Origin of the sequence: Gilliamella sp. wkB195 (assembly GCF_001690445.1) — a bacterium.
Classification (GTDB): domain Bacteria; phylum Pseudomonadota; class Gammaproteobacteria; order Enterobacterales; family Orbaceae; genus Gilliamella; species Gilliamella apicola_E.
On sequence record NZ_LZGP01000026.1, the window covers coordinates 20,061 to 43,378 of the forward strand.

The following is a 23,318-nucleotide window of genomic DNA, read 5'->3' on the forward strand; positions in this document are numbered from 1 at the left end:
GCGCATATAGCCGTACGCCACCCGACATAAATCGGAGATACAAAAATACCGCAAAAGCTATCGGGTGCGGTGTCCGCTTGTTGATGTGGGTGTGAACCACTAACAGCGAATATAAACCATTTTTGCGATATTTGTCAAATTGTCTTACCTCTTTATCGAGGATATCTAATACCCACGCAAGGAAAACAAGCGTACGGTTTTAACTTAATTCCCTGAGAACCCCAATTTGAGGTTCTCAGTCATCCCTTGCGAAAATTCGGATTTATTTATTCATATAAAAATCTCACATCGTGGGAATCCAAAACTTCAACACGAAAACCTAATTTTCGTAGGCGTTCGTGCTCCCTTATTTGCCCCGATCGGGGCTTTTCTCCGGGGCGTTTGCATTCAACAAAAATAACCTTTCCGCCGGGTAACATTACTAATCGGTCGGGCTTATTTACCCGCCCAATAGGAGACAGCTTATAAGTTATCCCGCCGAGGTCTTCAACCCTGCGGGCGAGGTTGTTTTCGATTACGGATTCACGCATATCATAGACCTAGCTTGGCGTTCAAATCATTAACTAAGACCGTAGGTACGCCCTTAATTTCGGCGCACACCTCGCAGCCCTCGAGGAAGTTAACAGACTCGGGCCAGAATTTTTCGAGTTGGGCGGCGGTTCGGCAACTGTTTAAGATTGTTTGTATATCAATTTCCAGATTTTCTTTTTCTTCTTCGCATTTTTTTAATTCCTGTTCTGTTTTTGTAAACCGAACAGAAAAATAATGATCTGTTGTGAATCGTAAACGAGTGCGCAATACTTGGTATCGGACGGCGCCGTCATCCGGAAAATATAAATATTCTTGCATACCACCAAACGCACAAAAAATATAATCTATTTTTGTTACGTCGGTATATGCATCGGTTAAACCTAGATAGAACGGCGATTTATCTACGAGCGTTTTTAATTGTATGGCGTAGTCTGCGGGATTGTGTCCGTTAGTTACATGGTCATAAATGTCAACTGCTAATTGATGCTTCATCGCATTTAGCTCTTCTAATCTTTTGCTTACAGGTGCTGCGTTTAGTGCGTTTTGTAAAATTTTAGCTTTAATATCTTTGTTTAGTCTGGTCATATTTTTAATCCTTTTTATATCTGTATGGTTCAAAATCTTTGAATATCAGGGTACACTTATTAATTATTCAGCAAGTTTCATCGTGTACCCTCCATAAAATTTTATTAACTTCTTCTTCGGTTAAGGGCTCTATTAATAGATTATCCGGTAGCCATTCTCCGGTTAAAGCCTTTGTGTATATACCAATTTCTCTAACCGGGCGCTCTTCGGTGGGTTGTTCGGAAAGCGTGAGAACGTGTACGCATAATCCGTTATCGAATTTGAAATAATCAACGCTTTCTTGCCCCTCCTTTTTATGCCGATATTTAAGTAGTTGTTCTGGATATTGCATTGTATTAATCCTTTTTATATCTGTACGATTCGAAACCCGCCGCAGCGAGCGGTAGACCTTTTGCCCATTCGTGCGCGGTTGATAAAATTTGGCTGAGGTATTCATGCGAATATTCGGGCACGTCCGGCGCTTCGGTGATGATTTCATCGTGTACGGTTAGCACTATGTTAAAACCAATTTCATCTATACATGGCATAGACCACGCCATCACATCACGAGCCACGGCTTGAGTAATGTTTTCCGCAATTTTTCCGCCGTAGGTGTTAATACGTTCCCACTTACGTGAATATGTATTTAATCCCATGTAGCTTATTTTGCCGTTTTCATCGATACGTACACCGGGGTAACATAGATATCGCCCCGACGGTAATTGAATGCGTAGCCATGCTCCGACTTTATCGATTACTAGGTTTTCATTAATGCGTAAAGTTTTAGCTTCTCCCGTAATCACATAACGTACGCCTGAATCAAGTTTTTTCCATAGCTCAACGATATTAGGGTGCGCCTTGCGCCATGACCTTTTAAATGCATCGCAGACTATATACGCCTTTTCCGACAACCCGTATGTACGTTTATTTTTTAAAGCCCATTCGTATGCATTTTTAGCCTCGTCCAGAATACGTAAATCTACATTTTTGATAGCTATATCCGCCATATCGTCTAAGTCGATGCCGTATGCTGTGCTGAAAGTAATAAAAGCTCCTACGCCGCCTTCGTAACCCAATGCCAGCTCCTGGACTTTGCCTATTTGGCGCTGCTCTTTAGTTACGTACTCCGGGTTGACTCCGAACGATTTTGAGTACGATAATTTGTAGAGGTCGTGACCCGTACCGTTATCGTAATCTTGGAATGCTTTTATTTTCCAACTTTCACCAGCGAGCCACGCCAGTACTCGACCTTCAATATTGGATAAATCCGAGACAACTAACTTTTTTCCCTCAGGAGCACATATACACCCCCTTAATGTGTTACTTGTTAGCTTCATGATGTTATCCGTTAACAGGTCGGCGTTACCGGATTTTATCGCCTCGATACCTAGATCAATTTGCCATTGTGGTAAAGTAGGGCGTGTTAAGTTTTGGGGTTGGAATCCTCGACCTGCCCAGCGACCCGTACGCGGTGCGCCCATGAATTGCAATGTACCTCTTAGTCGGCCGTCACTATTAACACGATTAAGTAGCGCTTTATATTTACTAGTACTTGTTGTACTCGCTTGCTGCCGAACGGCGAGCAGCTCTTTTAGCCCGTCAGGCAAATCGGGGTCATTTAACCGGCGTTCGATTGTCGAGGCTGTTAAATCATCTAACGTAATGCCATAAGCGCCTGCAATGTGTTTTAGCATTGCGTCGCGTTGTGTTGCCGTTTGAACTTCTCCTTCGGTCATACTATGGGTTTCATCTGCTAACCGCCGTTGTTCGATGTCGATACATTCAACGGCTTTTTCGGCCAAATCGACATCAATACAAACGCCACGATCATTGATACGCTGATCTAAATGCCATAAAGATAGCTCGAAGCCGTTCTCCAGCATATTCCAGTTAGGCATCTTTTTAACAACTTCACGCATTGAAACGATATCTTGTTTAGCATACTGTTTGAATCTATCCCACTCGTCGGGGTGTGTTTTGTTATTTGCTCTGCGGATTTTGCTGGTTTTCGGGCGCGGTTTACAAAAGAGTTGGACGAGGGCTTTACCTTCCTTATCCTTTGCTTTGTCTGTTTCGAGTTTAAATATCTCACACAAATCGCCCAAACTACCTTTTAGACTATGCGCGTATGCAATAATCATACTATCCCGCCAGCGTTCCGGTTGACTGATTGCGTCGATAATATCGGGTCTATCTTTAAATAGATTCCCTCTGGTTAAAACCGTTCTGTCAAACATCGAATTTTGGGCGAATAGTAGCACGTCTGGGTTCAATAGTAGGTTTATCACTTCTTGGGGTAGTTTTGCCCCGTTGGCTAAATCAACAACGTATACCGGCCCGTTATTAAATGCATATTGAAACAGCATGATTTCTACCGTTTCGGCGTACGCGTACACCCCGTTAGCAATCGGTTGTTCATTGTAGGTTTCAGTATCTAGATACAAAATTTGAGGCATTGCGTTATTTCCTGAATTATGGTGTTTTATAGGCGTAAAAAAAGCAGCGATTGAGCTGCTTTTTTGCGGGTTAACTTTTAATTAGTTTTCGAAGAGGCGTAGCGAGCCGTGAGGCGCTTTTATCGCATTCCAAAACCTTTAATCGATATAAGAACTCGTGGCTCAATGACACTATATCCTGAACTTTATGCAGTAGTTTGATTGTTTCATCGGCGTACGCTCGTGCATCCGACTGTAACCGCGTGAAATGTTTGTAATTTACACAATTGTAGTCGTCGATATTTTTAACATCCAGCCCGTCAGCATCACTAATCACTAGCCACCTACCGTGGTTAGGTATATGTGCTGTTTTGGTGTCCTTTGTTTGAAAGTAATTTTTCTGCGCATCCAGCGCTTCTTCTATTGTGGCAAACGTGCCGACCGATACCTCTTTTTTTAGAGACATATCGTATACGTACGCTCGGTAGGGTTTGTGTGCGCTTTTGTTGTGATAAACCATTTTTGGTAGAATTTCACGGTTAGGTGTAACGTTTGTCGTGCTAGTATAAGGCTGCGCTAATTTAGACATAAAGTGATTGTATAGGGTATCAAAACATTCTAACTGATATTGTTCTAAGGTATCCTTGATTTCGGGTTTTACTCGGCTAGTTTCAATGCCGAATAGCCACCCATTTATCATCGAAATCGGCAAGCACAAGTACCCTTGGTCACCGCTTTTAGAGGGTAAGGTTATCATAACCACACCTTTACTGAGCACATGATGTCTGTGTATTCTTTGCCTTTGAGCGTGCCAATCTAACCCGATATTTTCACATACGGGTTTCATTGCAATATAGGGATTATTTTTGTGATTAAGAACGATTAATTGTTGATTGCGAAACGGAATTGTTTCTAGTTTTGTGTTTGACATAGTTATGCCCCCTTATGGTTTTTTCTGTTAAAACCCATTCTGACATGGGTGCCAAGAGGTTCAGAAGCCCACCATAAGCAGGGCTGGAGTTATTCCCGTTACCGGTCTTTTATTCCTCGCCCTCTCGGCATAGATTTTGAGCATAAAAAAATCACACTGACGGGGCGATTAATCCGCTTATGGCTGTAGGTTCTGACACCTATAGCCAATATATCGCAATATGATAGTTGAAGTCAACATTTTAAAATGTAGTAAATAAGAAAAAGGTTTAGTGGGTGATCGGGCTTCAACTACCGCTTTACGACGGCGAGACTATTTCCCATTTCTGGTGTTGTATTTCGTCTTCTCGACCCGATCATAGATATGATCAAATACCTAAATAACAGGCATAAAAAAACCGCTAGGCTATCGGGTGCGGAAGTCCGCGTAAAGTTGTAGTATTTACAACTATACAACCCGATAAAATTATTGTCAATAGTACACAATCAAGCGCACCCCTTCATATAGTGCGCTTTGTTCTATACTACACGCTAAACTCTTCTTCGCTATCGACGGACAGATCATCGAAGTCCGCATCTGAAGCGATCCCGCCGCCTGTGAATGCGTCCCCGTCTTTGTAAAATTGGACTCCCGATAGTGATGCGCAAATACGTTTACCAAATCTGTTATCCATCGCCCAGATATCGATAACTGCGTAAACGTAACAACCTGCGTAAATCACACCGTCGTCGGGGTTTAGTTGGGTTTTGTCCCGGTTGATAACGTATGGTCGGGTTTTATTGCTAGCGCTTAAAAAGTAGTTGCCGGCGAAACCTTCGAGGTCGGCTTTTAAATCACCATCTTTTAGACAGGTTTTTAATTCCGCTTTGACTTTTTTCAATATCGCATCGGCTTTATCCGCCCATTTTTCTTTAGCTACTTGTAAAATGGCATTTTCAATATCTTTCACGTTCGGGTGGCTTTTAGGCAAAATAAACGTTGCACTGAATTGCGGATCACCTTCACCGTTTACCTGTTCAGCTTTGAATAGTCGGGGGAATGCTAATCGTACGTTTTGTAGTTTTACTTTCATTATTAAATTTCCTCTTGTGTTAAGTCTGTAAAATCGTCCGCAGGTGAAATGGCGGGGCGTTTATCTGATTCTGGTACGACCGTTGGTTTGCCCTCGGGGCGGGTTATGAGGCTTTCAAGTTTTTTGATTCGTATCTCCGAGCCTTTCAAAACTTTAAGGGCTTGCGTGGGGCTAATAAGTTTCCGGCTGTACATTTCGTCTTGTTTTAATCTGAAACTTTTTAACGCGTTTTCGGCATCTTCTTCGTCAATCCACGCCCTGTTGCCTTGTCTGCCGATAACCAATTTAAACCCCGGTACAGCATTGCCCTGTTGTATTTGAGCTTGTACCCGGGTTTCGACTGCTTTTATCCATGACTTGATCATGTCTATAGCTTTGAATTTTTTTGCTAACGCTTCGTTTGATAATTTATCTACATGCTCGACAAAAGTATCGTCTAGGTTTTCAAAATCAGCTTCGATGGTTTGTGCTACATGATTTGCTAGTGTTTCGCATTTACTTGCTGCTTTGCAGAAACGGCATTGCGATTCACCTGCGCAAAAATCAGTATCACTTTGGGGGCCATTTAAGTAGATGCTGTAGGCGATGCCTGCTTTTTCTTTTAACTGCTTGCCGAAATCGAAAAGCTTGTCAGGTGTTAAGGTAAAGTCGGAGTAATGGTTTAATCGGGGCTGATGTATGTGCACTGAAATTTTATTAATTTCGCAACCTAGGCTGTAGTAGTAATAGGCTGCAAGTGCGTAAATCAACAACTGTTTATTGTTTTCAGCGCTAACACGTACACCTTTACCATATTTAAGATCGTGCACTTGTAGCTCACCGTCGCCAAGTAACACAACGTCGGCAGTACCAAACGATTTTTCCGGTTTATAGTCGGTATTCATGGTGTTTATGTTTGTGCTGATATCCAGTAACTCGCTAAAATCTAACTTTTGTTCGACATCAAACACTAAAACATCAGACATGGAGGATCTGATACCATTCACAGTATCAACGTAAATTTGAACCGCTTCGGCCATTTCCTCATCGACATCAATATCATTGACCACTGTTTTCATACCCACTAAGCCGTCCGCTTTTTTATTGAAATTAAAGCAGTATTCAGCTAGTGCGTGTGCGGTGGTGCCTTCTTTTGCATACTCAGATGACTGATCAGGCTCATCTTTACTAAGCCACAGTGAGGCGGGACAGTTAAACCAACGTTCAGCACCGGATGGGGATATTAACGCATGGTTTGTCATATTATTTACCTTCCAACTCTTTTAGTTGTAAATTAACCGCTTCCATAAATGGGGCTCGCTGATCTTCTTTTAGCTCGCTGGCTTTACTGACTCTAAACTGGGCTAATATCGCTACTGCTCTGGTACGTTCTTTTTTAGCAAGTTCCATAAGACAACGAATAGCTTCCTGTTCGGTGGGTATGCTTGGGGCTTGTGGGGTTTGCGGCTCGGTTAGTTTCGATTCTTTTAACGGGGTATTTGGTTCGGGTTTTGCTTGTCCCGTTTTCGCAGTTTCTTGCCCCGTTTTCGCAGTTTCTTGTCCCTTATCTTTGTTTAGCTGTCCCAATTTTTGCGGTGTTTGTCCAAAAACAGCAAAGGATTTTGATATCGCTTCTATTAGTTCACGCATTGTCGCTGTGTTTTCTGTGATGGCTTGTTCTAATGACATTTTCTTATACTCCTGATGATAAATATGCTGCAATAAAAATGGCGCAAAATACAATAAGTAATATCGGACTCCACGGTGTTGGCGGTTGGGGCTCCAAACTTACGTGACGATTACGTGTAGCCTGCGCCTGTTTTAATCTTTTAGCGTTTAAATCGGTCATGTTTTCGTTCCTTTTTGTTTTCAAACTAAATAGCTCTCATTGAAAGGCATTTAGTTTGATTATTTATCGTGTCTTATTGCCGTCATCCTGACCCGCCAAGCACCCGACGCAGGGTTTAAAGTCGCGCCGTTCGACTGTCATATTTTTATATTCGTTATTGAATATAAAATTCATTTACGAATATATATTATGCGACAATGCATACGCTGTCAATTCAAAAATGAATTATTTTTTTTATAGGAAAAAGAAAAACCCGCTTTGCGGGTTATTTTTGACGTGTTATAAACTGTTTCTATTTTTTAACAGCAAGAAGGGAAGGGTATTTTGATACTATTATTCACTGCGAAGGCTTTCTTTTGCAATGCCTGCCACATAATGTATAGTTGCTATTTCGCTTTCAGGGATGTTGATCGGCGGGTGCTCTTCATTAATCGACACCAACGATACAACCCCGCTTCGAGCATATAAATATGTCTTCACCATAACTTTACTATCCGTGGTCACTACTAGTACTTCGTCACCGGGTATATAGCCGTGGTTGGGTTCTATAACTACAAATTCGCCGTTTTTTATCCGCGGCATCATAGAATCGCCTTTACATTTTAATGCGTACGCATCTTTATCTGTTGTTGGCCACGGGATGAAACCGTCGCCTGTTCCCACCGGGTATTCCATATCAGTCCAAAATCCTCCATCACCTAGTTGGGCGTTGCCTACTATCGGGACAGGCGCCCATTTAAAACTCACAGTATCGACTTTCGGCATGTTAGACATATCCTTTTCAACTATATCGGATACCGTAACGCCGAAGTAGTCAGCTAACTGTTTTAAATTTGCATATTTGGGATCTTTAACTTCCCCCGCTAATAGACGGTGCAAAGTCGGCTGGTGTATTTTAGTTATTCTAGCCAACTCTGTAACGTTAACGATCCCCTTCTCCCTCATTAATAATTTTAAATTATTTACGATTGTATCAATCATGATATAAAGCCCCATTTATTAGCTATTTTTATAAAAATAACCAATTTAATTCATTTATGAATATTGTAAAAGCTTTAAAAATACATTACAGTATTGTTTTGTATTCATTAATGAATTGGTGATTATTGTGAAAAATCCACAAATACTACTAAAAGAAATTCTATCTTTGGGCTTCACCCAAAATGAGGTATCAATACATACGAAAATACCACAGCCGACTATTAGTAGACTACTAAATGACCCTACATGTAATCCTCGTTGGCAAACGGTTGCGGCTTTGCAATCGTTTCTAGATACGGTTAACCAATTTGATGACGAGAATATTTAATATGAAAATATATGGAGCATCACTGGATGACTGGTTGCATTTTGATGTGGGGTTGGGTTTAACGTCGGATTTATTGCCTGTAGTGTCGAGCCCCAATGCTGTTATATCTAAACACAGTACACTAAAATCGATTGGCAAAACACCGTCACGGTATAACAACGCTGGTCTAGCAGTGGGGATCCCTAACTGGACTCGAATTACCACTAACTCAGCACAGATCGAAAACTGGGCGACGAATACCGATTATGGCATTTGTATACAAACGCGGCATGTTAGGGCGATTGACGTTGACGTGTCAGATCCTGTATTAGCGGCAGAGATAAAAACGTATATCGCATCGCACACGAATGCAAACCTACCGTGCCGTTTTCGCGCCAATAGCAGTAAATTTTTATGTATTTTTACTATGCCCGGCAATTTTACTAAACAAATTATTAGGCTCGACGATCATAACATCATCGAGTTTTTGGCAAACGGGCAACAGTTTATCGCCGCAGGTACGCACCCGAGCGGCGAACGCTATCAATGGGTCGACGGGTTGCCCTGGAGTATACCTACGCTGACAGCTGAACAATTTAATAGCTTGTGGCTGTCGCTGTCTGAAGTTTTCGGGGGGGATATCGTCGGTACTCGAGAAAATAAAATTCGAGATGTCTCCAAAAATCTGGGTGTTATGGACGACGGTATTACACAATATTTAGATGAGAAATGGCAGGTTATTGGTGTGGGCTCGTTCGGTGAGCGTTATATTGAATGCCCGTTTTCCGATTCCCACACAACAGAATCAAATGGCACATCAACGGTGTATTTTCCTGCTGGTACCGGCGGGTTCGAGCAGGGGCATTTTAGATGTCTACACGCACATTGTATCGATAAAGACGACGGAGACTTTCTGAACGCTATCGGTTATCGTTCGCGGGATTTCGATGTTATCCCCTTCCCCGTAGACGAAAAACCGCTACCCAAATTCCAACGTGACAAAAACGGAAAAATTGAGGCGACGATTAACAATGTTTATCTTGCTGTTCAGCGTCCCGATATTTGTCAAATTAATATTAAGTTTGATCAGTTTCGCGATGAAATTATGTTTACCCACGTGAATAGCGATCAGTGGCAAACGTTTACAGATGCAGATTATTCAAGATTGCGCATAGGGTTAGAAAAGGGCGGATTTAAACCCATTGGGCGTGAACTAATACGCGATATTGTTTTGCTCGTTGCCGATGAAAATCCTTTCGATTCAGCGACGGAATGGCTATCACGTTTAAAGTGGGATGGCGTACCACGTATCAAAACGTTTTTATCTGATTATTTTAATACTGAAAAAAACGAATACACCGAGGCGGTATCGTTATACATGTGGACAGCGCTAGCCGGTCGCGTTCTCAAACCGGGCATAAAAGCTGACATGGTACCAATTTTAGTTGGTGACCAAGGTTGCGGTAAATCAACCGGGGTGGCTGCATTGTCTCCGAGTCCTGATTATTTTTGCGAGGTGTCATTTGCAGAAAAGGATGATGATTTGGCAAGAAAGATGAGAGGTCGCTTGGTTGGCGAAATTGGCGAGCTACGCGGATTACATACAAAAGAATTAGAGAGTATTAAAGCGTTCATCACCCGCACACATGAAAACTGGATCCCAAAATATCGAGAGTTCGCAACCCAATTCCCTCGGCGTTTAGTTTTCATCGGTACAACAAATCAAGACGAATTTTTATCAGATGATACCGGCAATCGTCGATTCTTACCTGTCCGTGTTAATAACGTGAATGTAAAAGGCGTCAAAGCTAATCGTGATCAGCTATGGGCAGAAGCCAAAAAAATGTTTGCTGATAGTGGTATTCAGTTCAGTGTGGCTGAACAGTTGGCGGCAAGAGAGCACGATCAATATATGATTAAAGATGCTTGGCAGGAAACTGTTAATAAATGGTTACATGAGCCCGATATTATAACTGATGAGAAACCGATTGATAAAGATTACGTTACATCTATTGAGGTGCTTAAAGGGGCGATTGGTTTGGATGCTAAAAGTATCGGACGACGTGAAGAACTGAGAATAAGTAAAACTCTGCAAGAATTAGGGTATAAAAAGACAGTTACTAAAGTAGGTGGTAAAAGTTTAAGGGTTTTTGCGAAGTGTAGAAATCTACACTAGTTATATAGATTAGTGTAGAAACCCAATCAAGTGCATAAAAGGTTTTCTACACTTTCTACACTTTCTACACTAGTTATATAAATGGACACCTACAAACGACGTATATAGTGCTTTAAAAGTATATATAGGAGAAGATCAGTAGAAAGCGTAGAAAATTAAAAAATAGAAAGGCTACGAAACCTTACGGGGTAATGCTTTAATCGTGTTTTATAATTTTCTACACTTCTATAAAAATATCTAACTTGCAAAAATTTGCAAGCCGAGGATGAAAGATGCAAAAAATAGATTGGTTTAAGATTATTAGTGATTTACAACGGAATAAAATATCGATGTCATGGTTAGCGAAAGAGCTTAACGTTAGCGAACGGACGATTGCTAACTGGAAAGGTGTAACAGAACCTAAATTTTCAGCAGGAGTAACACTCGTTGAATTGTGGAAGAAAACGACAAACAAAAACCAACTACCACAAAGGAAAGGGGGAGGGCGATAGATGATTGAAACAAAAGTTTTACTAAAAATGTGGTCAAACTCAGTTGTAGCTAGTGGGCTACCGAATGCAAGCCGACCGACAATATACAACGTACCGATCGCAAATCGGCAATATTTGCTTGATGATGAGGTTGATATAGTAGAAACGGCGATGACTGAATTGTTTAATGATAGCCCCGAGAGACATAGCTTAATAAAATCAATATATATACATGAAAAATCATGTTCGAGCGTAGCCCGGCTACTAAATTGCAGAACAGACAAAATCACGGCGATGTTATCAGAGGCCGAATTTTTCATACGTGGGCAGGTTATAAATTACTTTAAGGGTCGATAATATGAAAAAAATTGCGGATTTTAATGTGATTTGTTAAAAAGTCTTGATTTGTCCGGATATCCGTATAACAATATATGCAAATAGTGCGGTAACGCGCATTTAAATACCTTTCATCATATGAAGCTCGCAAGTGCGGGCTTTTTTATTGCCTAATTATAAAAAAAGTGGTTATAGTGGGTATAAATAGTTGACTTCTCTAAAATGGTGGGTATAATAACCACTATGAATTGACAAAACAGAGGAGACAATGAATAGCAAGGAAATAATCAAGATGTTAGAGTTAGATGGTTGGTTTTTGGTAAGAGTTAAAGGCAGTCATCATCACTTCAAACATCAAACTAAAAAGGGGCTAGTAACAATACCACACCCCAAAAAAGACTTAAAAGAAAAAACAGTTAAGTCGATAATGAAACAAGCAGGGTTATAAGCCCTGCTACATTGCTATTTATTGTTTCGATAATTATTGAGGTGAACTATGTTATATCCGGTTGCTATTGAATTAGGTGATAAAGAGCACGCTTATGGTGTTGTCGTTCCCGATGTTACTGGTTGTTTTTCCGCTGGCGATACATTTGAGGAAGCGTTAAGTAATGCTAAAGAAGCAATTACAAGTCATATTGAAATTTTGGTTGAGGATGGTGAAAAAATCCCAGCGCCAAGTAATGTTGAGTCATTTTTAAATAATGATGATTACAAAGGGATGATTTTTGCATTGGTCGATGTTGACCTAACCCATTTAATGGGCGGGGCAGAGAAGATTAATATAACCCTTCCAAGAAAATTATTAAAAGAGATTGATAGAATTGTTGCAAATAATCCGCAATACAAAAGTAGAAGCGGTTTTCTTGCCGAAGTATCAATGGAAAAAATTGTAAAAATTTAGTATTTCAAAGAATTAATTTAAGCCGACGAAAGTCGGTTTTTTTATGCCTATTTTGCAATCAGCATTAACACACATCAAAACACTATATTTACGCTGATTGTATTTTTTATTATCAATATTGAGTATTCACTCAATCACGGAATCGGTAGCAATGCTAGACACACACATAACTAAACATTAGCTAGTACGCTACCTCTCATTTAATAAGAAGATTTAAACATGCCGATAAAAGACCCTAACAACGTCAATTGGACTGTTGTTGTGTATTTATTTTTTGTTACTTTGCTTGGTTCTCTATCAAGTTATTGCTATCAGTTTCTAAATGGCAATAAATTCAATATCTGGGTGTTATTTGCGCAAATATTTATATCGATATTTGCTGGAACGCTTGTTGTATTAGCCGCAAGTTATTTCAACTGGGATTTTGAATTAGCAGGCGGTATTGCTGGTTTAGCTGGCTGGTCTGGAGCAGCTCTAATAAAAGCATTAGAAGAACGGCTAATAAGAAAAGCTAAAGGAGACGATTAATGAAATTAACTGAACATTTCACTCTAGAAGAATTTACACGTTCATTAACTGCTAGTCGTTTAAAAATTGATAATTCAGTACCCCAAAGTTTAATGCCAAATGTGCAACTGACCGCTATCAAATTAGAGATGGTTAGAAAAGCACTGGGTAAGCCGATAATTATTACCTCTGGTTATCGTTGCCCCGCATTAAATGCAAGAGTAGGCGGAGTGTCAACCAGTGCGCATACACAGGGGTTAGCTGTCGATTTTCATTCACTGTATGGTACCCCTAAAGAAATATGTCAAAGATTGATTGATGCTGGTGTTCAATTCGACAAACTTATCCAAGAGCATAATCAATGGGTACACATAGGTTTTAGTCCTACAAATAATCGTCAAATAGTATTAACAGCGGTTAGACAGGGCGGTAAGACGATTTATAAGAACGGTTTATTATGAATAAAGAAAAATTATTAAGCATAGCATTGCTTATTGTCGGTTTTGTTTTCTCTATTTATTTTGGCTACAACAATTATCAGGAGAAAAAGCGGTTAAAAGAAGCCAATGCCGAGCTAACTAATCAAATTAACCAGCTAGAGCAAACCATATCTAGAAACAACCAAATCATCGCAGATAACGAATTATCAAAACGTGAACTAGAAAAACAATCACTAGAACGGCAGGAGCAAATTAATGAGCAACTCAAAGATAATGATTGTGCTAAGCAGTTTGTGCCTATGTCTGTTTCTGCAAGCGTGTTCAACCGAGCGAAAGGTATACGTGAATCGACCTATACCAGCCAATCTATTAAGTGACTGTTTACCAAATTTACCACCTAATCACATGACTTTTGCTGATAGTCTTCGATATAACGAGCATTTATTAAATGTCATTGAGAAGTGTAATGCAGATAAAAGGGCAATAAGGGAGATTAGTAATGCAAAATAAAGATGGTTGGGATGGGTTTAAAAAATTAATAAGGCTTTGTAAGCATATGAAGTATAATATTTCTCCATTTTACAATATATTAAAGGGAGTTAAAATGGAATCTATAACTTGTTCTTTAATTGATTTATTTAAGAATATTGGTAATTTATATAATAAATTGGTTGCTTTCATTTTCCTTTCATCCTCATCTCTTGTTTTATTTCATACTGAGGAAAATCTCACATTATTTACTTTTTCAGTAATATTATTTTCTCTTTTGCTAATTTCTGTTGTTTCTAAAAGTTATAAATTATATGTTAAAAAAAATGATAAATTTTTTTGCTTAAATACATTGTATTATGGGTTATTCATATTATTAAGTTCTATTTTGTTAAACTTTTCTTATTTTATATCGTTCATATTAGGAATAAAAACTCTATAAAAATAGTTTTGTAATAAAAAATTTATTTAAACCGCTTAACTGCGGTTTTTTTGTACCTATTTTTTTTGAAACATCACAAACCCAATTCAACTTTTAATTAATCATAATTACCCCTGACTTGTAAAATCGATATCTACAAGTCGAATAAATTTAAATCATTTTTCAATCAATCATAATGCCAACACACGGCAATTCACAATAACAAGAGATCACTTAGGAATGAGTTTTAGAGGGCACCAGATGGTTTTCATGGTTACCTCTCTTGGACTGGTTCCCTGTGTGACTAAAACTCATTTCTAATGGAGAACACCATGAATATTATTAAAGCAGAAGTAAACTTCGATCAATCAAAATTAATTACCGTTAAACAAGATAACATTGAGTACGTAGCAATGCGATCCATTGTTGAAGGTATTGGTTTAGACTGGGCAGGGCAACGTAAAAAGCTTAATTCACAAAAAGATAAATTCAGTTGTAGACATATCTCCTCAACTGCCTCGGATGGTAAAGAATACAAGATGTTATGTGTGCCACTTAAAAAGTTAAACGGCTGGTTATTTAGCATTAACCCTGAGAAGGTAAAAGAATCACTTCGAGGTAAATTAATCAAATATCAAGAAGAATGCTTTGCCGCTTTATATGATTATTGGGTGTTAGGTCAGGCTACTAGAAAAGTTATGCTGTTATCAGTTGCCGAGTTAGAAGCCCATGAAATAGCTAAATTAGATTCAGTTACCTTTGTAGCAGCGAGCAAAGGATCTTCAGCAATGAATATTAGGAAAGCAGCTAAAAAGAATATCAAGTCACGAATTCAAGCTTGGGAAGATAAACATCAACTTAAATTTAATTACCAATTGATTAGCACAGGGCTACGAGTTAATCATTTAGCAGCATAAGGAATAAGTATGGTAAAGGGCGAAAAGAAAAAAATAGGTCGCCCAAGTGAATTAGCCGAATGTTTAGTCAAGGCTAAGGAGTATTTGCTTGGGGACTATGAAACATTTGGCGATGTAGTTCCAAGCGTTGCAGGTCTTGCTTGCTATCTTGGTAAGCATAAGTCATCAATGTATGAATACGCAAAACAAAACAAAGATTTTTCCGACACGTTAGAAGCAATCAAGACGTTACAAGAAAATAAACTTATAAACGGCGGATTAGCTAGTTCATTTAATCCAACCATTACAAAGCTGATGCTATCTAATCACGGCTATAGCGAAAAACAAGAAATAGATCACCAATCATCCGACGGCACAATGTCACCAAAACCAACGCGAATAGAGTTAGTCACGCCTAAAGAGTAAATACTATGACAACAGCACAAATCCAGTTACCTGAAAAATTGATATCTGTGTTTGTAGCTGAAAATGTCAGGTATCGTGGCGCACATGGTGGTCGAGGTAGTGCTAAAACCCGTTCATTTGCATTAATGACAGCGGTTAAAGGTTATCAATTTGCAGAAGAAGGGAAAAGCGGCGTAATACTTTGCGCTCGTGAGTTTATGAATTCATTAGCTGACTCATCAATGGAAGAAGTTAAACAAGCTATCCGCTCTATTGACTGGTTAAAAGATTGCTACGATATTGGGCAGAACTATATCAGAACTAAAAACGGATTAGTTAGCTATGTATTTTGTGGTCTACGTCATAATCTTGATAGCATTAAATCAAAAGCGCGCATATTGCTATGTTGGGTCGATGAAGCGGAAAACGTATCCGAAATAGCATGGAAAAAACTAACTCCTACCGTTCGTGAGGAAAATTCCGAAATATGGGTAACATGGAACCCTGAGATAGATGGAAGCCCAACAGATAAACGATTCAGAAAAACACCACCTGAAAATTCAATTATTGTTGAACTAAATTATAGCGATAACCCATTTTTTCCCGATGTTTTGGAGCAAGAACGATTAAACGACTTGGCTAGATTGGATTATGCATCATACGCTTGGATTTGGGAGGGGGCTTATCTCGAAAACTCTGATAAACAAGTCTTAAGTGGTCGATATGTTGTTGAAGAATTCAATAACAATCTGCACAAACAGGCTGATCGCTTATTATTTGGTGCAGATTTTGGATTTGCTAATGACCCGAACACATTAATCCGCTCATTTATTCTAAATGATTGTTTGTATATTGAATACGAAGCATACGGCGTTAATATTGAGCTCGACGAGATGTCAGTCTTTTATGATTCAGTCCCCGAATCAAGAAAATGGCCGATTAAAGGCGACTGCTCGCGACCTGAAACTATCAGTCATATCAAGCGCAAGGGTTTTAATATCTCAGCGGCAAAAAAATGGCAAGGCAGCGTTGAGGACGGTATCGCATTTCTGCGTGGATTTAAACAAATCATCATCCACCCTAGATGCAAGCATACAGCAGAAGAGGCGCGATTATATAGTTATAAAATTGATCGCGTCACGGGTGAAGTTTTGCCAATTATTGCTGATGCAAACAATCATTGCTGGGATGCTGTCAGGTACTCATTAGACGGTTACATTAAAAACAAATTATCAATCTTGGATGTTTTATGACAAAAATTAACTATCTTACGGATTCATTAGAAAGCCTGTACACATCACTTGGTAACAAAAATGATTCAGTGAGATATTCGAATAAGAAAATATCTGACAGGCAATTATTGAATATGTATAGCAGTTCGTGGCTAACGGGTAAATATATCGACAAAACAGCAGATGACATGCTCAAATTGCCGAGAGTGTTTAGCGGTGATTATGATGAAAACCTGCTAAAACTCGTTATCGAGAAAGAAAATCGATTAAAGCTAAACGAGATAAAAGAGAAATTTTTGGCGTTTAGCTCATTGCTCGGTGATGCGTTAATTGTCGCTATTACTGATACTGATGATTTGTCGCAACCGCTATCGGATGACGAAGATATTCAACGTTTCATTGTGTTAACTAAAGGTGAGTTTAACCCTGACAGTAATATCGATGATGATTTAAAATCTGCGAATTTTGGCAAGCCAACTTACTACACAATCGGTAAAAATGATAAGGTGCATCATTCACGCTGTCACAGATTAAAGTTAGGTAAATCAAAACTGACAGATAGAAATCAATTTGGCACATCTGATTTACAAAATAAATATAATGCTATTCGTTTGTTCGATACAACGATTACGTGTATTGGCGACATTATTCAGGATAGTAATGTTGATGTGCTGTTTATCCCTGATTTGATAGCCAAAGTAGCACAAGGCAAAGAGAATGATATTAGAAAGTTCATCAATCTAATCAATCATACGAAATCGTCAATGAATGCTATTGCGTTAGATGCGGGTAATAGTGAAGCGCAAGGTCGTTGGGAGCAAAAAACAGCTACATACGCTGGGTTGTCGGAAGTTCTAACTAAGTTAATTACGGTTACCGCTGGCGCATTAGATAGACCGATTACAGTGTTATTTGGGCTATCTGCGAGCGGATTTTCAACCGGTGAGGAAGATTTAGAATCATATCACGGCACAATCAACGCACTGCAAGAAAATCGATTACGACCCGCACAAGAATTTATCGATAAATTTATTCTCGATAAAATGATGCCTAATCACGGATTAACGTTTGAATATCCTTCGATAAAAGTGGTTAACGAAGACAAAGAAGCAGCTAGAGTCGGTCAATTCGCGAGCGCTCTTTCCGCTTTAGTTACCGCTAATATCATTTCTGATAAAGTTGCTCAAACAGAGCTAATTGCTCGCAAACTTCTAATTAACACCACAGAAGAGGATTTCAGAGATGGGGATTTATTCTCTACTGAAGAGTTCGCTGTCGGGGCGTGATAGATTCTTACCTCCAACAACACCGAGTAAGCGTGCTGAGGTTTATTATCGTGAAGCATTAGCCGATTTTATCAAAGCAATGGTAAATCGGATAACTACTGCGCTCAGTAAAAAAAATCTCGTCGATGCTGTAGCGATTAGTGATGATAATTACATTAACTCGTTAATTGAAGTTTTGGCGTCAATTGCTGGTGAGCGCATTGAGGAAAAAGCCACCTTGTTAGCCACTCGATTCGCTAACAAGGTTCACTATCAGAACAAAACACAGTTTACGCGCAATTTCAAAAATGCGTTTGATATTGATTTAAGTGGCATCATTGAAAAAGAGATGTTGGGTGATACGATGGCGGTGGCTATTCAACAAAACGTTGAGCTTATAACATCAATCAAAAATGACTTTATCAACGACATCGGCTCGAACGTTTTCACAAACTATAAAAAGGGCTTTAGGCATGGCGAGCTAATCAATGAAATTCGTGCAAGAGGTAATGTTTCATACTCACGTGCAAAACTCATTGCAAGAGATCAAACAGCTAAAATTAACGCTGATTTTGAAGAAGAGCGTAATAAAAAGCTAGGTTTCGACATTTACAAATGGAAAGGGACAGGTGACGCACGAGAACGCGAATCGCATTTAGTTTTAAATAACATGCTGTGCAAATATTCAGACCCTACAGTCTACTCAGATGACGAGGGTAAAACTTGGAAAAAACGCAAATCAATAGGCGGATTCATTGGTAAATGTGGCGAAGACTTTCAGTGCCGATGTTTAGCGATTCCATACATTAAATTCTAACAAAATTACTAACTGAATGCTCTTAACTGAGTAGGGCTATTTGCGCCCAAATAAAACATAGAGAGGTTTTATGGCTTGGGAAATAACGCCACAAGGCTACTTAAAAACAACCGCTAAAATCACCAAGGGAACGGTTTTACAGTATTACGGGCATGAAATTGGATTAACAGACAGTAGAGCAAATAGGCTTGTTGATGTTAACCGCACAATTGAGGAGCTTAGCAAGCCTGACACGCTTAAATCAATTGACGGTATGCCGATCACAATTACACATCCTGATAAAAAATCAGTTGATGCTAAAGACTGGAAAAATAAAACGGTTGGCCATGTTCAAAATCCGAGAGCAGAAGGCAATTATATTGTATGTGATGCATTTATTCAAGATGCGTCTGCAATTGAATTACTCAAAAACAAAGATATTCGCGAATTATCTGTCGGCTACGAGCCTGCGGATATTCAAGAAGAAAACGGAAAGTTTTATCACAAAAATATCAAAGTCAATCATGTTGCTATCGTTGCTGAGGGGCGCGCTGGCTCAGATTGCAGATTAAACGATAGTAAACCCAAAATAGGAGCAAATTTAATGCCTAAAAAAAATAAATTACTCGCATTGATCGATTCGTTTCGTAAACGTCTAAATGATGCCGAGGGGGAGTTGTCAAAAGAGGAAATCAATAAAATGATTGATGAACTCACAAAACAACTTGAAGAAGTTCAAGGTAAAGAGGATGAAGAGTCAAAAGCAAAAGCTGACGAACTTCAAAAACAAATCGATGAGCTAAAAGCAAAGCTTGAGACTTTGAACGATGAAGAACCAGCAACAGGTGAAGATGATAAAGATGCACAAATAGCATCGTTAACAGTAGAACTTGAACAGGTCAAAAAAGAACGTGATGAATTGAAAGCACGAGTTGAAGAGCTGGAGGCTGAAAAAGACAAGGAAAGCGTGATGAATGACGCCAAAGTCAGATTCCCAAAAGTTAAACTAAATGACGCTAAAAGCGGTCGTGATGTTCGTGTCGGTGTGTTAGTGGATCATGGTATTTACACAAAAGACCAAGCATCAAAATTAACAGATGCTGAAATTCGCGCGGCTTATGCTGGTTTAGTAGCAACAAGCACGAAGAAGAACAGGGTTGTTTCAAGCTTGCTTAATGACAGCAAAGCCGCTCAAACAAAATCAGCCAGTGCGCGATTAGGAGGTAAATAATATGGGTTACAGTTTTACAAGTTGGGATTCTGAACAAGGGACAATGCAACCTGGTTCTATTCACCGTGTATCAAGTTCAGACAGTAAAGTCTGGGGTGAAGAAAATTTAACTGGCAAAGATTTATTGTGCGGTACTTTCGTGGCAGTAAACGCTGAGGGAGGCATTAAAGCAATCGAATCTGCAAATGATTTAATCCACGGAATTATTGTTCGAGATATTTACGGTGACAAACACCCAAATAATCGTCAAATCAACATCGGACACTTCTCTCATGGCGATTCTGTTGTTGCACTAGCAGTAAATGATATCGAGTTGAAGCGTGGTGAGCGTGTTTATATCGTTCCAACTGGCGACGATGCAGGAAAAATCACAAATGTGGCAGAAAACAATATCGATTTAGGCTACTGGGTTGAACGCGTAAGCAAAGGTAATCACTGTGCGGCAATTACATTAGGTTATTTTCAATCGGTAAAAGCAGGAACCAGAGGAGCTAAAGCATAATGGCATATGAAAATGTAGATTATAGTGACGTTATCACAGAACAACTGTTAGAGCGTGATAAACAGTTACAAGAAAAAGAATTACCAGAAATTAATATCGGTCAAGCGGTACCTGTTACAGAAGGTCTTGATTTTGCAACGGAAGAATGGGAATACGGTGTAACGGAGGTTCGTGGTTCTGTTAAAAATGGTGTGATTGGTATCAAAACAACATCGCTTGAAACAATCGATAGTACCATTGAAGCGAAAAAATCACCAGTTGTTCAGTGGGCTAAAGGGCTTGTATACACACAACAAGAAATTGAGAAAGCTCAAAAGCTAGGTATCAATTTACCAGCTAAAAAGCAAAACGATTTGTACGCGAATGCTGTAGCAACAATTCAGTATGCTGGTTATGTTGGGCATGAACAAAAGCCCGGTCAAGAAGGGCTGTTAACTGGGAAGCAGGTTGAAGTTTATAACGAGGCGTCAGGTAAAACATTGAAAGAAATGTCATCTGATGAGTTTGTTAAAATGATTCTTGATGCATATGATAACGTTTGGTCTCGTTCCGACTATGCTATTCAGCCTACAAATATTGCAATTGATGCAAAAGATTTCATGACAGCAATGCAGAAATTCGACCCAAACCCACAAATTGTCGGCACGGATTTATTACCGATTGCAGCAATGGATCGTGTCATGGCTGCGTTACGTAAAGCGTCACAAAATGATAGCTTTAATGTCAACTTTGTTAAAATTCCAGCAGGATACGCAAAAAACATTAACAAAAACAAATCACGCTTAGTAATCTATACGCCTGATGAAGATTATCTTGAAATGAAAGTACACATGCCAGAAATCTTAGATGTAATGCGAAAAGATTTACTCTCATATCAAAGTGGCTACCGCTCAGCATTTACTGGCGTAATGTGGAAAGAGCCTAAATCTGCGCAGTATGTAGATTATAAATCCTAATAAATAGGGGTATTTATGAGCTTTCGTGACGAATACCCCGAATTTTCAAAAGTCGATGACAGCACAATCAAGCATTTCTTAGATAGTAGTGCGCTAGTCGTATGTAAAAAAGCATGGGGCAAATTATACGACCTCGGCTTGTTTGCTTACACTGCGCACAGATTGGCTGTTAAAGGCTTTTTAAATCGGGATTTAGACGATAACGTTATTTTCAATAATGGCGAAAACTTTAAATCAGTATCGAGTAAATCAGCGGGAAGTTTATCTCTTAGCTACACATCACAAAACACATCATCAGGCAATCCTAGCGACTATGATTTAACTTCAACTTCTTACGGTCAAGAGTATCTACGTTTACGCCGTTTAATAACACCTATCGGGGTTGTTGGATGAGTGAATTAGAAATCGTAAAACGACTAAAAAAGGTTATGAAGCGAGCTGAGCAGTTAAACCGTATGCAGTTAGTTGTTGGTATACCAAGTGACGGAAAGCCACGTAAAAGCTCAGAAGAAGACACTAGCACGGATATAACCAATGCTGAGCTTGGAGTTATTCATGAGTTTGGTGTACCTGAAAAAGGCATACCTGAGCGTTCATTTATGCGCTCTACTGCATCAGAAGAAGCTGAAAACCTAAATCAATTAACTAATGTTATGGTAACAGAATGCTTATCTGGACAAATAACGCCTAAAAATGCTCTTTCTAAAGTGGGGGCTTATCTTCAAGGAAAAATTATTGAAAAAATCACTGATGGAGAATTTCAATCTAACACCCCTGAAACATTAAAAAGAAAGTTGACTCCAGTTAAAAATAAGAAAAAGAAGCGAGCCAAAGATGCTGATAAACCTCTTATCGACACTGGGCAACTAAGAGCATCAATAACTTACGAGGTCAGGGAAAAATGAAGCGTGAATTGATATCACAATTTTTAAGCGATCCGTTTTTTGCAACCAAAGTTAATTTTGAGTCACAGGGTAGCATTACATGCATTATTCAACCTGCCAGCAATGATGATTTGCAAATATTACCTGAGGGCGACAGATATAACCCAACGGTACGGGTATTTTCTCGTGCAAAACTCACTAACGGCATGATGTTTCAGCATCACGGCATGAGATTTCGCATAATTTCAGAATCAATATGGAGTGATTATGGCTATTACGACTGTCTTGCGACTCGATATGACGGAAGTCAGGCGCATGATAGCGGAGGTTTTGACGTTACCTGAATCCTTGGTGTTTGATGCTAACGATATGCAGGACGTTTCAAAGCTGAATAAATTTATCACGGTACTAAATGCGTATCAGTCGGATATCGGTACTGAAATTAAATTTAAAGGTGCTGAAGAAGAAATAGCGTCAACTCTTAGAGAGGTAACTATCTCAATCAACGCATACGGTAAAAATGCCTACGATATGTTGTGCAAACTGACTGAATCAATGCGATTAACAGTAGTTTGGCAAAGGCTAAGGCGTTTAGGTATGGGATATCTAAAATGCTCGCAAATTCGTAGTCTACCAACGACTATCGCAGGTGGTAAAGAACAACGCGCGCAGGTCGATCTTACATTTTCAATTAATCCAATCGTCAAGGCTCCAGTAAACCGTGGCGATACAGTAAAATTCAACATAGAAAGAGGGTAA

The 23,318-nt window shown here is 39.3% G+C and carries 32 protein-coding genes; 22 read left to right on the forward strand and 10 right to left on the reverse strand.

Going from position 1 to position 23,318, the window contains the following annotated elements:
* Window positions 1-266: 266 nt before the first annotated feature.
* From A9G08_RS11855 to A9G08_RS07005, 10 genes are all read right to left on the reverse strand, one after another.
* Window positions 267-530: a VRR-NUC domain-containing protein gene (locus tag A9G08_RS11855; protein WP_065562989.1), complete on the reverse strand. Its 264-nt coding sequence runs from the start codon at window positions 528-530 to the stop codon at window positions 267-269.
* 1 nt (window position 531) lies between these two features.
* Window positions 532-1,116 (reverse strand): Nmad5 family putative nucleotide modification protein, encoded by a 585-nt coding sequence (locus tag A9G08_RS06970; RefSeq protein WP_065562990.1) that lies wholly within the window; start codon window positions 1,114-1,116, stop codon window positions 532-534.
* A 67-nt stretch (window positions 1,117-1,183) separates the two neighbouring features.
* Window positions 1,184-1,447 carry a hypothetical protein gene (locus A9G08_RS06975; protein ID WP_065562991.1) on the reverse strand — a complete coding sequence of 88 codons (264 nt, stop codon included), beginning with the start codon at window positions 1,445-1,447 and terminating at the stop codon, window positions 1,184-1,186.
* A gap of 4 nt (window positions 1,448-1,451) precedes the next feature.
* Window positions 1,452-3,551, reverse strand: coding sequence for a DNA polymerase (locus A9G08_RS06980; protein ID WP_065562992.1), 2,100 nt, complete (start codon window positions 3,549-3,551; stop codon window positions 1,452-1,454).
* A gap of 70 nt (window positions 3,552-3,621) precedes the next feature.
* Window positions 3,622-4,461, reverse strand: coding sequence for a phage antirepressor N-terminal domain-containing protein (locus A9G08_RS06985; protein ID WP_065562993.1), 840 nt, complete (start codon window positions 4,459-4,461; stop codon window positions 3,622-3,624).
* A 523-nt stretch (window positions 4,462-4,984) separates the two neighbouring features.
* Complete coding sequence (locus tag A9G08_RS06990; protein ID WP_065562994.1) at window positions 4,985-5,533, reverse strand: DUF2815 family protein; 549 nt, start codon at window positions 5,531-5,533, stop codon at window positions 4,985-4,987.
* 2 nt (window positions 5,534-5,535) lie between these two features.
* Window positions 5,536-6,774 carry a DUF2800 domain-containing protein gene (locus A9G08_RS06995; protein WP_065562995.1) on the reverse strand — a complete coding sequence of 413 codons (1,239 nt, stop codon included), beginning with the start codon at window positions 6,772-6,774 and terminating at the stop codon, window positions 5,536-5,538.
* A gap of 1 nt (window position 6,775) precedes the next feature.
* Complete coding sequence (locus A9G08_RS07000) at window positions 6,776-7,201, reverse strand: hypothetical protein (protein WP_065562996.1); 426 nt, start codon at window positions 7,199-7,201, stop codon at window positions 6,776-6,778.
* A 4-nt stretch (window positions 7,202-7,205) separates the two neighbouring features.
* Complete coding sequence (locus A9G08_RS11670) at window positions 7,206-7,361, reverse strand: hypothetical protein (protein WP_176701526.1); 156 nt, start codon at window positions 7,359-7,361, stop codon at window positions 7,206-7,208.
* A gap of 333 nt (window positions 7,362-7,694) precedes the next feature.
* Window positions 7,695-8,342 carry a S24 family peptidase gene (locus A9G08_RS07005; RefSeq protein ID WP_065562997.1) on the reverse strand — a complete coding sequence of 216 codons (648 nt, stop codon included), beginning with the start codon at window positions 8,340-8,342 and terminating at the stop codon, window positions 7,695-7,697.
* Window positions 8,343-8,671: 329 nt separating this feature from the next.
* On the opposite strand from A9G08_RS07005, the gene A9G08_RS07015 reads away from it, so the two are divergent.
* From A9G08_RS07015 to A9G08_RS07115, 22 genes are all read left to right on the forward strand, one after another.
* Entirely contained in the window at window positions 8,672-10,825 is a 2,154-nt protein-coding gene (locus A9G08_RS07015; protein ID WP_218058436.1) for a VapE domain-containing protein, read from the forward strand.
* Between the two features lie 272 nt (window positions 10,826-11,097).
* The gene (locus A9G08_RS07020; RefSeq protein WP_065563000.1) at window positions 11,098-11,316 is read left to right on the forward strand and encodes an Lrp/AsnC family transcriptional regulator; all 219 of its coding nucleotides are present in this window, start codon (window positions 11,098-11,100) and stop codon (window positions 11,314-11,316) included.
* Window positions 11,317-11,343: 27 nt separating this feature from the next.
* A complete protein-coding gene (locus tag A9G08_RS11860) occupies window positions 11,344-11,652 on the forward strand; it encodes an antiterminator Q family protein (protein ID WP_442902911.1) in 309 nt (102 codons plus the stop codon).
* A gap of 247 nt (window positions 11,653-11,899) precedes the next feature.
* Complete coding sequence (locus A9G08_RS07030) at window positions 11,900-12,079, forward strand: type II toxin-antitoxin system HicA family toxin (RefSeq protein WP_065563002.1); 180 nt, start codon at window positions 11,900-11,902, stop codon at window positions 12,077-12,079.
* 48 nt (window positions 12,080-12,127) lie between these two features.
* A complete protein-coding gene (locus tag A9G08_RS07035; protein ID WP_065563003.1) occupies window positions 12,128-12,535 on the forward strand; it encodes a type II toxin-antitoxin system HicB family antitoxin in 408 nt (135 codons plus the stop codon).
* 219 nt (window positions 12,536-12,754) lie between these two features.
* Window positions 12,755-13,063: a phage holin family protein gene (locus A9G08_RS07040; protein ID WP_065563004.1), complete on the forward strand. Its 309-nt coding sequence runs from the start codon at window positions 12,755-12,757 to the stop codon at window positions 13,061-13,063.
* Window positions 13,063-13,503, forward strand: a complete 441-nt coding sequence (locus A9G08_RS07045) for a D-Ala-D-Ala carboxypeptidase family metallohydrolase (protein ID WP_065563005.1) — start codon at window positions 13,063-13,065, stop codon at window positions 13,501-13,503. The genes A9G08_RS07040 and A9G08_RS07045 overlap by 1 nt, the downstream gene beginning before the upstream one ends.
* The gene (locus A9G08_RS07050) at window positions 13,500-13,859 is read left to right on the forward strand and encodes a DUF2570 domain-containing protein (protein WP_065563006.1); all 360 of its coding nucleotides are present in this window, start codon (window positions 13,500-13,502) and stop codon (window positions 13,857-13,859) included. The genes A9G08_RS07045 and A9G08_RS07050 overlap by 4 nt, the downstream gene beginning before the upstream one ends.
* Window positions 13,756-13,992 (forward strand): Rz1-like lysis system protein LysC, encoded by a 237-nt coding sequence (gene lysC, locus A9G08_RS11865; protein ID WP_442902912.1) that lies wholly within the window; start codon window positions 13,756-13,758, stop codon window positions 13,990-13,992. The genes A9G08_RS07050 and lysC overlap by 104 nt, the downstream gene beginning before the upstream one ends.
* The gene (locus tag A9G08_RS07055) at window positions 13,982-14,413 is read left to right on the forward strand and encodes a hypothetical protein (protein WP_065563007.1); all 432 of its coding nucleotides are present in this window, start codon (window positions 13,982-13,984) and stop codon (window positions 14,411-14,413) included. Before lysC ends, A9G08_RS07055 begins: the two co-directional genes overlap by 11 nt.
* A 311-nt stretch (window positions 14,414-14,724) precedes the next feature.
* Window positions 14,725-15,309, forward strand: coding sequence for a phage antirepressor N-terminal domain-containing protein (locus A9G08_RS07060; RefSeq protein WP_065563008.1), 585 nt, complete (start codon window positions 14,725-14,727; stop codon window positions 15,307-15,309).
* A 9-nt stretch (window positions 15,310-15,318) separates the two neighbouring features.
* A complete protein-coding gene (locus tag A9G08_RS07065) occupies window positions 15,319-15,714 on the forward strand; it encodes a DNA-packaging protein (protein ID WP_065563009.1) in 396 nt (131 codons plus the stop codon).
* A gap of 5 nt (window positions 15,715-15,719) precedes the next feature.
* Window positions 15,720-16,946, forward strand: coding sequence for a PBSX family phage terminase large subunit (locus tag A9G08_RS07070; RefSeq protein ID WP_065563010.1), 1,227 nt, complete (start codon window positions 15,720-15,722; stop codon window positions 16,944-16,946).
* Window positions 16,943-18,211 (forward strand): phage portal protein, encoded by a 1,269-nt coding sequence (locus A9G08_RS07075; RefSeq protein WP_065563011.1) that lies wholly within the window; start codon window positions 16,943-16,945, stop codon window positions 18,209-18,211. Before A9G08_RS07070 ends, A9G08_RS07075 begins: the two co-directional genes overlap by 4 nt.
* On the forward strand, window positions 18,168-19,007 hold the full coding sequence (locus A9G08_RS07080; protein ID WP_065563012.1) for a phage head morphogenesis protein: 840 nt from the start codon (window positions 18,168-18,170) through the stop codon (window positions 19,005-19,007). The genes A9G08_RS07075 and A9G08_RS07080 overlap by 44 nt, the downstream gene beginning before the upstream one ends.
* Before the next feature lie 70 nt (window positions 19,008-19,077).
* Window positions 19,078-20,217 carry a DUF2213 domain-containing protein gene (locus A9G08_RS07085; protein WP_065563013.1) on the forward strand — a complete coding sequence of 380 codons (1,140 nt, stop codon included), beginning with the start codon at window positions 19,078-19,080 and terminating at the stop codon, window positions 20,215-20,217.
* A 1-nt stretch (window position 20,218) separates the two neighbouring features.
* Window positions 20,219-20,719: a gp53 minor capsid family protein gene (locus tag A9G08_RS07090; RefSeq protein ID WP_065563014.1), complete on the forward strand. Its 501-nt coding sequence runs from the start codon at window positions 20,219-20,221 to the stop codon at window positions 20,717-20,719.
* Window positions 20,719-21,675: a major capsid family protein gene (locus tag A9G08_RS07095; protein ID WP_065563015.1), complete on the forward strand. Its 957-nt coding sequence runs from the start codon at window positions 20,719-20,721 to the stop codon at window positions 21,673-21,675. Before A9G08_RS07090 ends, A9G08_RS07095 begins: the two co-directional genes overlap by 1 nt.
* A 15-nt stretch (window positions 21,676-21,690) precedes the next feature.
* Window positions 21,691-22,068, forward strand: coding sequence for a DUF4054 domain-containing protein (locus A9G08_RS07100; protein WP_065563016.1), 378 nt, complete (start codon window positions 21,691-21,693; stop codon window positions 22,066-22,068).
* Complete coding sequence (locus A9G08_RS07105) at window positions 22,065-22,580, forward strand: hypothetical protein (RefSeq protein ID WP_065563017.1); 516 nt, start codon at window positions 22,065-22,067, stop codon at window positions 22,578-22,580. The genes A9G08_RS07100 and A9G08_RS07105 overlap by 4 nt, the downstream gene beginning before the upstream one ends.
* Window positions 22,577-22,903, forward strand: a complete 327-nt coding sequence (locus tag A9G08_RS07110) for a hypothetical protein (RefSeq protein WP_065563018.1) — start codon at window positions 22,577-22,579, stop codon at window positions 22,901-22,903. The genes A9G08_RS07105 and A9G08_RS07110 overlap by 4 nt, the downstream gene beginning before the upstream one ends.
* A complete protein-coding gene (locus tag A9G08_RS07115; RefSeq protein WP_141673948.1) occupies window positions 22,890-23,318 on the forward strand; it encodes a phage neck terminator protein in 429 nt (142 codons plus the stop codon). Before A9G08_RS07110 ends, A9G08_RS07115 begins: the two co-directional genes overlap by 14 nt.

Coding starts and splice junctions, on each gene's coding strand:
- A9G08_RS06975 (WP_065562991.1), bottom strand. CDS start 1,447: ATGCAATATCCAGAACAACTACTTAAATATCGGCATAAAAAGGAGGGG.
- A9G08_RS07015 (WP_218058436.1), top strand. CDS start 8,672: ATGAAAATATATGGAGCATCACTGGATGACTGGTTGCATTTTGATGTG.
- A9G08_RS07105 (WP_065563017.1), top strand. CDS start 22,065: ATGAGTGAATTAGAAATCGTAAAACGACTAAAAAAGGTTATGAAGCGA.
- A9G08_RS07020 (WP_065563000.1), top strand. CDS start 11,098: ATGCAAAAAATAGATTGGTTTAAGATTATTAGTGATTTACAACGGAAT.
- A9G08_RS06970 (WP_065562990.1), bottom strand. CDS start 1,116: ATGACCAGACTAAACAAAGATATTAAAGCTAAAATTTTACAAAACGCA.
- A9G08_RS11860 (WP_442902911.1), top strand. CDS start 11,344: ATGTGGTCAAACTCAGTTGTAGCTAGTGGGCTACCGAATGCAAGCCGA.
- A9G08_RS07035 (WP_065563003.1), top strand. CDS start 12,128: ATGTTATATCCGGTTGCTATTGAATTAGGTGATAAAGAGCACGCTTAT.
- A9G08_RS07095 (WP_065563015.1), top strand. CDS start 20,719: ATGGCATATGAAAATGTAGATTATAGTGACGTTATCACAGAACAACTG.
- A9G08_RS11855 (WP_065562989.1), bottom strand. CDS start 530: ATGCGTGAATCCGTAATCGAAAACAACCTCGCCCGCAGGGTTGAAGAC.
- A9G08_RS11670 (WP_176701526.1), bottom strand. CDS start 7,361: ATGACCGATTTAAACGCTAAAAGATTAAAACAGGCGCAGGCTACACGT.
- A9G08_RS07110 (WP_065563018.1), top strand. CDS start 22,577: ATGAAGCGTGAATTGATATCACAATTTTTAAGCGATCCGTTTTTTGCA.
- A9G08_RS07040 (WP_065563004.1), top strand. CDS start 12,755: ATGCCGATAAAAGACCCTAACAACGTCAATTGGACTGTTGTTGTGTAT.
- A9G08_RS07050 (WP_065563006.1), top strand. CDS start 13,500: ATGAATAAAGAAAAATTATTAAGCATAGCATTGCTTATTGTCGGTTTT.
- A9G08_RS06995 (WP_065562995.1), bottom strand. CDS start 6,774: ATGACAAACCATGCGTTAATATCCCCATCCGGTGCTGAACGTTGGTTT.
- A9G08_RS07090 (WP_065563014.1), top strand. CDS start 20,219: ATGGGTTACAGTTTTACAAGTTGGGATTCTGAACAAGGGACAATGCAA.
- A9G08_RS07100 (WP_065563016.1), top strand. CDS start 21,691: ATGAGCTTTCGTGACGAATACCCCGAATTTTCAAAAGTCGATGACAGC.
- A9G08_RS06980 (WP_065562992.1), bottom strand. CDS start 3,551: ATGCCTCAAATTTTGTATCTAGATACTGAAACCTACAATGAACAACCG.
- A9G08_RS07055 (WP_065563007.1), top strand. CDS start 13,982: ATGCAAAATAAAGATGGTTGGGATGGGTTTAAAAAATTAATAAGGCTT.
- A9G08_RS07060 (WP_065563008.1), top strand. CDS start 14,725: ATGAATATTATTAAAGCAGAAGTAAACTTCGATCAATCAAAATTAATT.
- A9G08_RS07070 (WP_065563010.1), top strand. CDS start 15,720: ATGACAACAGCACAAATCCAGTTACCTGAAAAATTGATATCTGTGTTT.
- A9G08_RS07075 (WP_065563011.1), top strand. CDS start 16,943: ATGACAAAAATTAACTATCTTACGGATTCATTAGAAAGCCTGTACACA.
- A9G08_RS07005 (WP_065562997.1), bottom strand. CDS start 8,342: ATGATTGATACAATCGTAAATAATTTAAAATTATTAATGAGGGAGAAG.
- A9G08_RS07000 (WP_065562996.1), bottom strand. CDS start 7,201: ATGTCATTAGAACAAGCCATCACAGAAAACACAGCGACAATGCGTGAA.
- A9G08_RS07030 (WP_065563002.1), top strand. CDS start 11,900: ATGAATAGCAAGGAAATAATCAAGATGTTAGAGTTAGATGGTTGGTTT.
- A9G08_RS07080 (WP_065563012.1), top strand. CDS start 18,168: ATGGGGATTTATTCTCTACTGAAGAGTTCGCTGTCGGGGCGTGATAGA.
- A9G08_RS07085 (WP_065563013.1), top strand. CDS start 19,078: ATGGCTTGGGAAATAACGCCACAAGGCTACTTAAAAACAACCGCTAAA.
- lysC (WP_442902912.1), top strand. CDS start 13,756: ATGATTGTGCTAAGCAGTTTGTGCCTATGTCTGTTTCTGCAAGCGTGT.
- A9G08_RS07045 (WP_065563005.1), top strand. CDS start 13,063: ATGAAATTAACTGAACATTTCACTCTAGAAGAATTTACACGTTCATTA.
- A9G08_RS07065 (WP_065563009.1), top strand. CDS start 15,319: ATGGTAAAGGGCGAAAAGAAAAAAATAGGTCGCCCAAGTGAATTAGCC.
- A9G08_RS06990 (WP_065562994.1), bottom strand. CDS start 5,533: ATGAAAGTAAAACTACAAAACGTACGATTAGCATTCCCCCGACTATTC.
- A9G08_RS06985 (WP_065562993.1), bottom strand. CDS start 4,461: ATGTCAAACACAAAACTAGAAACAATTCCGTTTCGCAATCAACAATTA.